Origin of the sequence: Novacetimonas cocois (genome assembly GCF_003311635.1) — a bacterium.
GTDB classification, from domain to species: Bacteria; Pseudomonadota; Alphaproteobacteria; order Acetobacterales; family Acetobacteraceae; genus Novacetimonas; species Novacetimonas cocois.
This window is the reverse complement of the sequence record NZ_QEXL01000007.1, coordinates 103,840-116,104: the sequence shown is the minus strand read 5'-3', so window position 1 is coordinate 116,104 and position 12,265 is coordinate 103,840. Positions and strand designations below refer to the sequence as shown.

Genomic DNA, 12,265 nt, shown 5'->3' with positions numbered 1-12,265 from the left:
AGCAGGGGTGAAAGTAGGCGATAAAGGTTTTCGGGTGTCGTCTTTCATCTGAAAAGGCGGCATTCTTTCGAAGCTTTTTGCAAAAGGCTTCACCAGAAACTTCTTATGTTTCGTGTGCGATCTTTTCAGCCGTGCGGGACATGATGCACTGGCCGCCGATTTCCATGCAGAGGTAGCGGACAGTCTTTGCCCCGCCGTGGATGACGCCGCATCCGACCTCCCTGAACCCCAGTGCCGCGTGGAAGGCGTCGGATGCCGGGTTGGGCGGGTTGAGGTTGACCTCGCACACGACATGGCTGTGCCCGGCGCGCGCGGCATGGGCGAACAGGTCCATGTACAGCCTGCGTGCGTAACCGCGTCCGCGCGCGTGCGGTGACACGACAATCCGGTCAACATAGACGAAGCGGGCGAAACGTTCGCGAAACCACAGGAAGTTGGGGCTGTCGTAACCGGCGTCCTGATCGAACGCCAGCACGAATGCCGCCCCGCCGATATGCCGGGCGAGGAAGGATGTTTGCAGCAGATGCCTGAAACGATCCGCATCCAGCCGCGAAAGCTCGGTCTCATGGTCGTTGTTCAGCGTGAGGAGGTCGCCGATCGACGGGTCCGTCGCGGTCAGGGTCCTTACAGTGTCAGGCAAGACATCCTCCATGTGGCAGTCCTGAAAATGATGAAAGTTTCCGGGTGCCGCCTTTTATCGGGAAAGGCTGCGTCTTCCGAAGCATTTTGCAAAAGCCTTTCACGTTTAAACCTTTCACGTTTCCCGCAGCGTCCCGTGGTCCAGAAAGTCAAGGACAGCGCGCAGGAACGCCTCCGGCTGGTCCAGCATGACAAAGTGAAAGCTGTCATCGATGCGCCGGAAGCTGACATTGCGGGTCGTGGCATAGGCATTTTGGAATATCGCATCGATATGCGGGGCCGCGACGCCATAGGCAGGGTCATAGGCATAGATGACCGCTACCGGCGCGGTGATGCGTCCCAGTTCGGGACGCAGGTCGGTGGTCATCAGTTCATAGGCGGCATCGGCCACGGTCCTGCGATCCGACCCCAGCCCCGCCGCGACCAGTGCGGGCCGGACGCTTTCGGTCCGGGCAAGGCGGGCGATGGACGCCTGCTGCATGGCCTGTGCCTGTGCGTCGGATGCCGCCAGCACGGCATCGCGGAACCCGGCTGCCTGCGGTCGGGCCGTTTCGCTGGTGGCCGCTGGATTGAACAGCAGGCCGTACAATGGCAGCGCATCGACAGTCACCAGCCCGCCAACCAGGTCGGGATGCCGCGCGCCCAGCATCAGCGCCACCGCACCCCCCAGCGAATGGCCGATGACGATGGGGGCCGCGATATGTTCGCGCCGGATATACCCGGCAATCGCCTCCGCCGTGGGGGCCGCCACCTGACGGTCCGGACCGGGCACGGGGGGCATGCCGGCAAACCCCGCCACCTGAACGAGGTGAAGGCGGTAATTCCCCCGCAACCTGGCGGCAAGGCCGGCCCATACATCGCGTGAGGACGCCAGTCCGGGGACCAGGATGATGTCCGGCCCCGTGCCTTCAGCCATGACCGAGATATTGCCGTGGGCCGGCGATGCCGATGGCGGGGATGCCAGCCGGGCGGTCCCGGTCGCCGGCGGCGTGGTGCGGGGGCTCATGGCGGTCTTCCTGTCCCGAATGGTGATGGCTGGAACACATCCTCAATCCCCGGCCCATCAGCCTGTCAAGTTTCCTGTCCATCGCGCCGCGATATCCGGCCGCGCGACCTGTTCCATGCCACGGCCGTCGCCGCATCCACGTCCTTCCGGTGCGTGCTGGCTGGCACCATTCGGACACACCACCGCAGCAGGCAGGCTTGTCCTTGTGGATTTCCCGCAGGCGTCCCGGCTGTTTGGGGCAGGGCGGTCACAGGTCGGAACGGGCGGTCGCAATGACAGGGCATGGCTGCCGCTTCGGGGCGTGGGCATGGGGCGCGCCGTCAGGGAAGGCCGGATGGCATGGGGCTTATATGGGGATGCCGTGCGATCTGGCGCGCATGCGTCGCCCGCACGCGTTCCAGAAGTGCCGCGTTGCGTATCAGTTCCGCCCCGGTCGCCGCCATGACCTTGGCGACATGGACCATGCCGGTATGTGCCAGCGCCGAGCATCCCTGCGCCGTCATCTGCCACGAATGCAGCGGCGTCCCGACGGCGCTGGTCGCGCCAAGCGCCTGCACCGTCGGCACGACCCAGCTGACGTCGCCCACGTCGGTCGATCCCATCATCGCCCGGCCCCGCTCCGGCACATGGGCGATGACCGTGTCGCATACGGCCATGTCGGGCCTGACAGGCAGGTTCAGCGCGCGAAAGACGGTCGCGATCTGCTGGGTATCCAGCGTCGCGCGCATCGCGGTGGCAAAGGCGCGGTCGGCGGTGGTGAAGGGCGGCGGGCCCAGCCGTTCGAACTGGGCCTGCATCGCCTCCTCCAGCGGGCGGTTGCCCAGCAGGTTCGCCATGCTGCTGACCACCGCGCAGGTCATCGTGGTTTCGGTCATCATTGCAGCGCCCTCGGCAATCCGGCGCACACGCCCGGCCAGGGCGTGCATCTCCGCCAGGTTGGGCGCGCGGAGGGAATAGGCCACCGTCGTGCGTGCCGGCACCACGTTGGGGGCACTTCCACCGGCATCCAGATAGGCATAATGGACCCGCGCGGCTGGCGGCATGTGTTCACGCAGGTAATTGACCCCGATATTCATGAGTTCCGCCGCATCCAGCGCCGAACGGCCCAGATGCGGGGCGGCGGCGGCATGGGCCGACCGGCCGGCAAAGATGAAATCCACCCGCAGGCTTGCCAGCGAGACGGGGGGAAGCACCATGGCGAACGAACCCGGATGCCAGGTGATGGCGGCATCAGCCCCCGCGAAGACACCGGCGCGCACCATGATGGCCTTGCCCGCCCCGCCTTCCTCCGCCGGGCAGCCGTAATAGCGCACCCGCCCCGGCAGGCCGGTTTCGGCCAGCCACGCCTTCAGCGCCGTCGCCGCCAGCAGCGATGCCGCCCCCAGCAGGTTATGCCCGCAGCCATGGCCGTTCCCGTCCCCCGGCAGGGGACGGTGCGTCGTCGCGCCCGCCTGCTGGCTCAGGCCCGGCAGCGCGTCATATTCGCCCAGAAAGGCGATGGTCGGCCCGTCGCGCCCTGCCTCGCCCAGCAGGGCGGTGGGCAGGCTGGCGATGCCGGGGGTCACATGGAAACCGGCATCGCGCAGGGCCCGGTCATGCAGGGCGCAGGATCTGGTTTCGGCAAAATTCAGTTCAGGGACGGCCCACACGGCATCGGACAGCGCGATGGCCTGCGGGGCGTGGGCCTCCACCAGATCCCACAGGCGGTCGGTATTGGCGTGCATGGCGGCCTCCGGCAGGGGGTCAGGCATGGCGGCGGCAGTCGAAACGGCTGAGCCCGTACCACGCCGCCGCCTGCACGCCATAGGCGAGGGCCATCAGATAGCCCGCCATCATCGCATCGCCGGTATGCTGGATCAGCCACGTGACCAGCGAGGGCGTAAACCCGCCGAACAGCGACACCGTGGTGGCATAGACGAAGCCGAACAGCAGCACCCGGCTGGCGGAGGGCAGGGATTCCAGCATGGCCTGCCACAGCGGCACCAGCGTCAGGCTCGAAAGGGCGAACAGGCTGCAGTTCAGCAGCAGCTGGCTGGGCAGGCCGGGCTGGGCGATGGCGAAGCGGTAAAGCGGCACGCTCAGGATGCCCGTCAGCACCATCAGCGTGCCGATCACGCCACGCAGGTGATGCGATCGCAGCCCGACCCACCATCCCAGAGGCACCGTCGCCAGCCCCGCCAGCATGCCAGCCACGTTCGCCAGCATGCCGACGCGCGATGACAGATGCAGCACGGAGATGGCGTAGCTGACCCCGAAATGGCGCAGATAGGTGGAAATGGTGCCCCCTGCGACCGTCAGCGCGATCAGCGCGACCGCCATCGCATGCGGTCGCGCGGCGCCCGCGGCCGGGGATGCGTGTGGCAGGGCAGTGGCGATCCGGCGCAGGGCAAAGCCCGCCGGGATGATCACAAGGCCCAGTGCAAAGGGTACGCGCCAGCCCCATGCGTAAAGCTGCGCATGCGACAGCGCCAGCGACAGCACCAGCCCCACACTCACGGCCGCGAGCGAGCCGAGCAGCTGCGTCAGATATTGCAGCGAACCGTAAAGCCCGCCCTGGCCAGGTGGCGCGGCATCGAACAGGAGCGCCGTGACCGGCCCGATCTCGCCCCCTTCGGAAAAGCCCTGCACGATGCGGGCCAGCAGGATCAGCAGCGGCGCCCACGCCCCGATCATCCGCGCGGGCGGCGTGGCGGCCAGCAGCGCCAGCCCCGATGCCATCAGCAGGAAGGACAGCATCATCGCCTGCTGGCGGCCGTGCCGCGCGGCATAGCGCCCGATGGCGACCGCCCCCAGCGGACGGGCGACAAAGCCGGCCGCAAACACCAGCATCGCGCGCAGCAGGCTGTTCAGGCCGCCGCTGCTGTCCGGAAAGAAGGCATCCCCGATCATCGGCGCGAAATAGGCGTAGGCAAGGAAACTGTAGAATTCCAGGAAATTGCCGATACAGGCCCCTGCCACCAGCATGACCCGCCCCGGACCGGTGGTCGCCACACCCAATGTCTCGCTCCCGTTCTGAAACTGTTATGAACTATGAACGGAAGATCGCCGGTAACGCAAATGGTGTACCGGGCGGCCCGGCCCGGACGCGCATGCCCCCGCCCGGACCGTGTGGCGGCACGCATGCCCGGCGCGAACCGCCCGGTGCGCAATACGGTGCGCAATGCATTGAAAATGCCATATCTGCTGACGGGACCAGAAATGATCGAGGAAAAGTGACCCTGCGGCCCCTGGCGCGCCTGCCATCCATCCGGGCCGTATTTTTCCCCCGCGGTATGGTGGCCCGGACCCGGGGGAATCCTGATCGCCTGGCATGCCCCGGACCATTGCTCAGACGTAGCGGATCATCTGCATGAAGCCATAATCCATGTGCATCTGGTGATGGCAGTGGAACAGCGTATCCCCCGGATTGTCGGCGGTGAACAGGGCGTCGATCGTGTCGAACCGTCCGATCTGGACCGTATCCTTTTCGATCGGGCCAATCCGGCGCATGCCCCGGCGCAGGACCGTAAAGTTATGCCGGTGCAGGTGGAGGGGATGCGCGCAGCCGCTGAGGTTGGTCCAGCGGAACAGGTAGCGCCCGCCGGCACGGACATGAAGCGGCGGCAGCTCGGCAAAGGGGCGGCCATTGATGGTCCAGCCCTCCATGCCATCGGGCGCCAGCCGCCGTTCGAACAGCATCGGAAAGACGCCATCCAGCCGCAGGTCCTCCACCGGGGGCGCGGCGGCGCCACCGAACAGGGCATAGTCCCAGTCGGATGCCGGGGGCGCGGTCCAGACGGGCGATCCGCTGCTGCCGGCATATTCGATCACCCGCCCCAGACCGGCGGCGAGGGACGCGCGGTCGGTCGGGCCAAGCACCCAGCGGCCCGGGCGGTTCATGTGGACGATGGCGTCCACCCGTTCGGCCACGCCCAGGGTGATGACCGATACCGGCGCGGGACTGGCGACCGGGTTGCCATCCAGCGCGACCACGGTGAAGACATGGCCCGGCAGGGTCAGGGAAACGGTCTCGGTCGCGCTGGCATTGAGGAAGCGGAACAGCACGCGCTCGCCCTGCCGCACGCGCACCGGCTCGGCCGCCTGCATCAGCCGGCCGTTGAACGTGGCGTAACGATAACGCGGCATGGCGCAGTATTCGGGCGATTTCGGCACGTCAGGCAGGCTGGCATCCCAGTGATGGACCGCCAGCAGCACCTCGCGGTCATGGCGGCCGGGATCGCGCCGGGGCTCGACGATCAGGAAACCGAACTGCCCGCCATACAGGGCACGCGAAAAATCCATCATCGCCATGGTGTGCGTATGATACCACCGCGTGCCGGCATGCGTGGGCACGAAGCTGTAATCCAGCGTGCCGCCCGGCGCGATGGTGGCCGATCCTTCCTCGGCCGCGCCATCGGGGATGCTGCCGACATCCACCCCGTGCCAGTGGACCAGTTCCGGCGCGTCGCTGCCGTTCGTAACGCGGATCCGCGCTGTCTGTCCCTCCGGCAGGCGCAGCACCGGGCCGGGGACCTGCCCGTTATAGGCCAGCACGCGCCGGGTGATGCCCGGGGCCAGTTCAACCGTGGCGGGCGCGATATGGAGCAGGACCGGGCGCGCCGCGGACGCAGGCGGTGCGGATGCGCCCCGGCCAGTGGACGGGCGCAGCAGCAGCCCCGCCGCCCCGCCAGCCAGCAGCACGTGGCGCCGGGTGACGGGGGGAATGTCATTTACTGCCATGATGCGACCTCCCGGCCGGCGCGGATTCCGTGCTGGAACGCGCCGGTATAGTTCTGTGCGCCGTTGAGTTCGGCATGGGCGATGGCGATGCGGCCAAAGCCCCTTGCCACGACCTCGCGCCCCGGGGGCCGCCCGTCGAGGCCGTAATAGAATCCCGGCGTCTGGATCACCCGCGCATGGCCCCAGCGATTGAGGATGATGCCGTCGATGTCGCGCGCGGGGTCGAACCCGACCTCGGCGAACATCGCGGCCATCTGGGTGCGGATGATGCGCTCATATTCCGCGTAACTGGTTGACAGCAGACGCATCCGGCCGCGCGCGCCCTGTTCCCAGGCGCTCAGCCCGGGGGTATAGAGCCCCATGTAGAACGTCAGCAGTGCCGGCCGGTCGGGGTGCAGCGGCGGGTTGTAATCCGGGGTCACCATCGACTGCCGGATATTGGCGCAGAAGCCGAACATCGTGCCGTCATCCATCCAGCGGGCCGCCGTCGCGTTCAGCCGGTAGAGAAAGCGCCAGTTCTTCAGCGCCACGTTCGCCACCAGCGCCGGTGCGTAGCTGAACCCGTCATAGGCGTCACGGATATCGGCCGGCAGGTCGCGCACCACATGTTTGGTGATCCATCCGCCTGTCGCCATGATGACGGCGCGCGCGCGTACCCGCCGGATGCAGCCGGCGTGGACATAGGCGATGTCGACAATGCCCGATGCCGGGTCGCCGCCGCGATGGCGGACCGAAACCACGGTGGCGTTCTGGCGGATGCGTACCGGCCCCTCCGCATCCAGCCGGGCGGGGTCGATGCGTCCCCACTGCATGGCCGAAAACGACATGCCGCCGGGAAACAGGCCGGGGATGAGCTGCGCTGCGAGATAGCGGCCCAGCAGCGCGTTGCCACCGGGAAAGGAATAGGTCATCCGGCTGGAATGCGAGACGAGGTGCATGCCGTAGCGCGCCGAGATCGCATCGGCGCTGACACCGCCCAGCAGGCCCACCACCGGCTGGTGGAAGGCCGTGACCTCGGGCCGGTAGCCGCACATCTTTTCCAGATAGGTACGGTAATCGACCTGGTCCAGGGCGCGCGGGTCATCGGCATGGACCGCGCCGTCGCCCCGCCGCCAGCGCAGCAGGCTCTGCCGGGCTTCCGGCGGGAAGGGCGTGCGCGCCAGATCGTCGCGCCAGATATTTTCGGCCCAGTAGGGATGCTGCGCGCCGTCGCGGGTCTGGAAACGGTAGGCGATATCGACCTGCTTTTCGTTGAAGCCATCCATATTGGAATAATTGTCGAACGAGAAACGCAGTTTCTTAAGCGACGCATCCCAGTCCTGCACGGTGAAATCGTACGGGATGGCGCATTCGCGGAACAGGGCGCCGATCGGCGTGTCGGCATCGGGCCTGGGGGCCAGGAAATCGTTCGATCCCTGCGGGCCAAGCAGGCGGGTGCCGTCGACCATGAATTCGTTCTGCCGGGCCTCGCCCCCAAAAATCGGGTGGTTGTCCAGTATCAGGCAGCGCCGGGCGCCCCCGGTGCGTGCCTGGTATTCCTTTGCCGCCATCAGGCCGGTCAGGCCGCTGCCGACGATCACCAGGTCATGGGATTCGACATCCCCGCCGGGGTCCGGGTCGGCAGGTAGGGCATCGTACGCTCCGTCGCGCACGCGGTGCGCCGCCGTCAGGACCGACAGGGTATTGCCGTTGGCGCGCGCATAATCCCCGATGCCGCCATAGCCCGAAAAGTCGTCGATCCCGCCCGGATCGTGCCCCGCGACCGGACACCCCCCCACCGGGCGCGATCTGCCATTCAGGAAGTCCCGCCGCGTGGTGCCCCCACCCATGCCCAGACGGCGATCCTCGCTGCTGCCGTTACCCATGTCGTTTCCTTCTGAAACCCTGTTTTTATGTCTTGTTTTTTCTAAAGCGTCAGGTCGACGCGGCCGTAGTAATACCCACCCGTGAAGGGAATTCCCGACAGGTTCAGGTCATAGGGGCTGGCACCGCGGTAATTGACATCCAGCGGCACCTTCCGGGGCCTGACATTGAAGATGTTGTTCGCGCCGATGGCGACATGCAGGACGGGAATGGGGCGGTAGCCGACCTCGAGCTCCGTAAGCCAGGCCGGCGTATTGGTGAACTTGGACCAGCAGACATTCGAATAGGCCAGGGGCTGCCCCTTGCAGGTGGCGCTGGCGGGCGTCTGGTCCTCATAGGTCAGCATGTCCGACGTCTCGCCATACCGGGTCTGCCGGATCGTGGCGTCCCAGTCGTGATAATGCCAGTGCAACTGAAGGATGATCTTGCTGCGTGGCGAGGTGGTCGTCAGATAGGCCGCCGTCTGTTCGTTCAGGTAGGGATTCCCGTTGGCATCCGTATTGACATGCTGGAGGCGGGTGCGGGTGAGGCTGAGCGAAAGGGAAGGCGTGAACGTTCCGAAACGCCGGGAGACGTATGAATAGTCGGAGCGGATATCCAGCCCCTGCGTTCTGGTGCTGCCGACATTGGCGAAATAAAAGGCGCTGACCTGCTGGGGGGAGACGGTCGTCGGAAGTGCCGCGCCGGAAAGGGTGATCGCCTCCTCCGCCGCCTGCCCATAGGTGGAGCCGCCGACATAGATGCGGTCGCGGATATTGATCTGATAGACGTCGGCGGACATGTGAAGCCTGTTGATGGGCTCTATGATGATGCCGCCTTCCGCGCTGGTGGAGCGTTCGGGCTTGAGGGCCTGCCCGCCAAGATACCTGCCGCCGGGGCTGTTGGGGGACAGCAGGGCGGAGGCACTTGTCACGGATGTGTTGGTGGAACTGAAATGTTCCTGCAGCAGGGTGGGGGCTTCGAACCCGTTGCTGAAGGTGCCGCGGATCGCGACCCGTCTGGTGATGTTGTAGCGCGTGGAGACCTTGCCGGTTTCGGTATTTCCCGACCCGTCGGTATAATGTTCGAACCGGCCCGCGAAATCGACTTCCCAGTTCTTCGTGAAATGGAAATCGCCATCCAGGTATCCGGCCCAGATGTCGCGTCCCCATTTGCCCGCGTTCGAGGGCATGAGCCCGCCATAGCCCTGCGCCCCCCCAAGCAGATAGGACGCGACGTCGCCTGCCCACAGCTGATAGGTTTCCAGCCGGTGTTCCGCCCCGGCCGCCACGGTGACGGGGACGGTGCGTGCAATGTTGAACTCTTTCTTGATGTCGAAATTATTTGTCCATTGTGCAAGGTTGTACCGGGTGTCCATCATGCTGGTCGGGGTGGATCCGGTATTCTGGTACAGATCGACGTTGGCGCTGTTGACGGTGCCGATCCGGCTGTTGTCCGCCCCGTAGGTGGTGCTGAGATCCCATGTCCAGCCAAAGAACCTGTTCCCCTTCAGGCCCAGCGTGGCGGAATAGTCGTTTTCGTCATTCGTCTCGATCGGGGAATAGCCGTCGGGATAGAGTTGCGGAAGGGCGTTGGGATATCTGTAATTTTCATACGCTTCGTTATGGCGGTGGGTGTACAGGATATTGCCGTATCCCTGGATGCCCTCGGTAAGGTCGGTGCCGAAGGACAGGACGATGTTGCCGCGCGTTTCCTCTGGCGTGCTGGTGATGTGATTGCTGGTTGGCGGGAAATGATAGGTTTTCGCGCCCACGTCATATGTCGGCGGGATCATGTGGTCGGTATGCATGTACTGGCCATCAACGCGGAAATAACCGTTATTGCCGAATGTCAGGCCGTAGCCGAGGTTGATCTGCGTCTGCCACCCGTCACCGTTATAGGCATTCGCCCCGGTCTGGGCGCTGGCGGAAAATCCGGTCGTCCTTTTCTTCAGCACGATGTTGATGACGCCGGCAATCGCATCGGACCCGTACATCGCCGCCGCGCCGTCACGCAGGACCTCGATATGGTCGACGGCGCTGGTGGCGATCATGTTCAGGTCAACGCCGCTCGACCCTTTTTCCGGGCCGGATGAGGTGCTGATGGTGGCCGTCGTATGACGCCGCTTCCCATCGACCAGTACCAGCACCTCGTTGGGGCTGAGGCCGCGCATCCGCAATGTGGAGGCCAGGCTCGCGCCGCCCTTGCCGACCTGCTGCGCCGTGATCGAGGGGTCCAGCTTCACGATGGCGTCGATCAGGTTGACCTGGCCGGTCTGCATGAGGGCCTGGGACGAGATGACGGAAATGGGGCTGACGGAATCATAGACGCGACGGTTTCCGGCATGCGTGCCGGTCACGATGATGGCTTCCGGGGCGGCATGGGCCTCCGGCGCCGGGCGGGAGATGCTGCTGGCGCTGCGGGACGGGGCGGCCGCCCTGCCGTTTGCCTGCGGCGGGGTCTTCCTGCCCGCCCTGCCGGATGCGTGGATGTCCTTGCCCCTGCTTTTGTCCGGATCGGCGCCGGTGTCTTTCGTGGGTGCCGCGGAAAGGGACGATATCACGGAAAATGAAAAGAAAGTGGACAGTAACAGCTTTGCCTGACTGGACGACCGAACAGACATGTTCCCTGGCTCCCCGCATGCTGAAATATGCTCTTCGTTACAGAAACGAAGGATTTTCTGAATTTGTTTGTTACGGGTAAGTCATGATAACTGCTAATTCTTTTTATTTACCTTTTCATAGCTGCAGGTAGCGAAGTCGATGACACCCCAACGTTTCCACCAGCTTCGGGCCTTCATGGCCGTCTGCCAGACAGGTTCGGTCAGTGCGGCGGCGCGGACGATGCACCTGTCGCAGCCTGCGATCACCAAGCTGATCCGGCATCTGGAGGCCGAAACCGGCACCGCCCTGTTCGACCGCGCGCGACGTCGGCTGACGCCGACCGAATCGGCCCACGTGCTGATGGCGGACCTCAGGGGCCTGTTCGGCGCCATGCGCAACGTGGATGTGACGCTGAACGGGCTGCGCCATGCAAAGGGGGTGCAGATCCGCATCGCAGCCATGCCGGCGATCGGCACCCATCTGCTGCCTGACGTGCTGCCGTCGTGCATTGCCGTCCGGCCGGAACTGCGTTTCGCGCTGTCGGTGCTCAGTTCGCTTGACGTGCATCACATGGTCGGCAGCAATGGCGCCGATATCGGCTTTGCCCTGCCGGTACAGGGAACCGGCAGCGTGACGGTGGACCGCACGCTGATGATCCATGCCGCGGTGGTCGCGCCGCCGGGCCATCCGCTGACGCGCGCGCGCCGGGTCCGGGTCAGGGACCTGGTGCGGCATCGGCTGATCTTCTTTTCACAACAGTTCGCGCTGGGGAACCCGATCGGGGAATATTTCAGCCAGAACGGGCTGGAGGCGACATCGTTCGTCGAAACGCAGAACAGCGCCTGTGCCTGCGCCATGGTGCAGAACGAACTGGGCGTGGCCGTGGTCGATATCGTGACCGCCTTTGCCCACCGCGCGCATCTGGAAATCCGGCCGCTGGATGTGGAATGTGTCTTTCCCGTTCAGGTCATCGTGCCACCCGGGGGATCACCCGGCAGGGACGCCGGTCGCCTGGCCGCGCTCTGCACGGATCGGATCGAGCGGATCAACCGCGAGGTCATGGGCTGACCCGCCCCGGTCGCGAGAAGCCGGTCCCTGTCAGGCCCCTGTGCGGACCGGTCCCGGGAAACGGCCGGGATGCTGGCGTTTCGTGCCAGGACATTGTGCCACGACACAATGCAAACAAAAAACGGTCCCCAAGGGACCGTCTTTAACCGTCTGATTTTTTTTGGAAAATCTGGAGCGGGCGATGGGATTCGAACCCACGACCCCAACCTTGGCAAGGTTGTGCTCTACCCCTGAGCTACGCCCGCGCTCCGTGTCGGTGAAGGGGTGTTTACGGAATAGGCGCCTGTTGCGCAAGGGGGAAAAATGCATCCGCGCATGTTTTTTTTCATCTGACGCGGCGGAGGTTGCGTGACGCGGTGGGAATGACAATCTATCGGTATGAAATGAT

At 65.2% G+C, this 12,265-nt stretch carries 9 protein-coding genes and 1 tRNA gene; 2 read left to right on the top strand and 8 right to left on the bottom strand.

Annotated elements, in window-relative coordinates; translation table 11 throughout:
• Positions 1–103 precede the first annotated feature (103 nt).
• The 7 genes from NJLHNGOC_RS06780 to NJLHNGOC_RS06750 form a co-directional block, all read right to left on the bottom strand.
• Positions 104–640 (bottom strand): GNAT family N-acetyltransferase, encoded by a 537-nt coding sequence (locus NJLHNGOC_RS06780; protein WP_206059730.1) that lies wholly within the window; start codon positions 638–640, stop codon positions 104–106.
• A gap of 114 nt (positions 641–754) precedes the next feature.
• On the bottom strand, positions 755–1,645 hold the full coding sequence (locus tag NJLHNGOC_RS06775; RefSeq protein WP_113595688.1) for an alpha/beta fold hydrolase: 891 nt from the start codon (positions 1,643–1,645) through the stop codon (positions 755–757).
• Positions 1,646–1,965: 320 nt separating this feature from the next.
• The gene (locus tag NJLHNGOC_RS06770) at positions 1,966–3,396 is read right to left on the bottom strand and encodes an amidohydrolase (protein ID WP_239021380.1); all 1,431 of its coding nucleotides are present in this window, start codon (positions 3,394–3,396) and stop codon (positions 1,966–1,968) included.
• Positions 3,389–4,636 carry an MFS transporter gene (locus NJLHNGOC_RS06765; protein ID WP_133258684.1) on the bottom strand — a complete coding sequence of 416 codons (1,248 nt, stop codon included), beginning with the start codon at positions 4,634–4,636 and terminating at the stop codon, positions 3,389–3,391. Before NJLHNGOC_RS06765 ends, NJLHNGOC_RS06770 begins: the two co-directional genes overlap by 8 nt.
• Before the next feature lie 336 nt (positions 4,637–4,972).
• On the bottom strand, positions 4,973–6,364 hold the full coding sequence (locus NJLHNGOC_RS06760; RefSeq protein ID WP_113595686.1) for a multicopper oxidase family protein: 1,392 nt from the start codon (positions 6,362–6,364) through the stop codon (positions 4,973–4,975).
• Positions 6,355–8,229, bottom strand: a complete 1,875-nt coding sequence (locus NJLHNGOC_RS06755; RefSeq protein ID WP_113595685.1) for an NAD(P)-binding protein — start codon at positions 8,227–8,229, stop codon at positions 6,355–6,357. Before NJLHNGOC_RS06755 ends, NJLHNGOC_RS06760 begins: the two co-directional genes overlap by 10 nt.
• 41 nt (positions 8,230–8,270) lie before the next feature.
• Complete coding sequence (locus NJLHNGOC_RS06750) at positions 8,271–10,565, bottom strand: TonB-dependent receptor plug domain-containing protein (RefSeq protein ID WP_239021379.1); 2,295 nt, start codon at positions 10,563–10,565, stop codon at positions 8,271–8,273.
• A gap of 1 nt (position 10,566) precedes the next feature.
• Between NJLHNGOC_RS06750 and NJLHNGOC_RS16295 the strand changes: the two genes are divergently transcribed.
• Both NJLHNGOC_RS16295 and NJLHNGOC_RS06745 read left to right on the top strand, forming a co-directional pair.
• On the top strand, positions 10,567–10,809 hold the full coding sequence (locus NJLHNGOC_RS16295; protein WP_239021378.1) for a hypothetical protein: 243 nt from the start codon (positions 10,567–10,569) through the stop codon (positions 10,807–10,809).
• 159 nt (positions 10,810–10,968) lie between these two features.
• A complete protein-coding gene (locus NJLHNGOC_RS06745; protein WP_113595683.1) occupies positions 10,969–11,877 on the top strand; it encodes a LysR family transcriptional regulator in 909 nt (302 codons plus the stop codon).
• 170 nt (positions 11,878–12,047) lie between these two features.
• On the opposite strand, the gene NJLHNGOC_RS06740 is transcribed toward NJLHNGOC_RS06745, so the two are convergent.
• Positions 12,048–12,122: transfer RNA gene (locus tag NJLHNGOC_RS06740), tRNA-Gly, on the bottom strand.
• Between the last annotated feature and the right edge of the window lie 143 nt (positions 12,123–12,265).

Coding starts and splice junctions, on each gene's coding strand:
- NJLHNGOC_RS06775 (WP_113595688.1), bottom strand. CDS start 1,645: ATGAGCCCCCGCACCACGCCGCCGGCGACCGGGACCGCCCGGCTGGCA.
- NJLHNGOC_RS06770 (WP_239021380.1), bottom strand. CDS start 3,396: ATGCCTGACCCCCTGCCGGAGGCCGCCATGCACGCCAATACCGACCGC.
- NJLHNGOC_RS06760 (WP_113595686.1), bottom strand. CDS start 6,364: ATGGCAGTAAATGACATTCCCCCCGTCACCCGGCGCCACGTGCTGCTG.
- NJLHNGOC_RS06755 (WP_113595685.1), bottom strand. CDS start 8,229: ATGGGTAACGGCAGCAGCGAGGATCGCCGTCTGGGCATGGGTGGGGGC.
- NJLHNGOC_RS16295 (WP_239021378.1), top strand. CDS start 10,567: ATGATGGCTTCCGGGGCGGCATGGGCCTCCGGCGCCGGGCGGGAGATG.
- NJLHNGOC_RS06745 (WP_113595683.1), top strand. CDS start 10,969: ATGACACCCCAACGTTTCCACCAGCTTCGGGCCTTCATGGCCGTCTGC.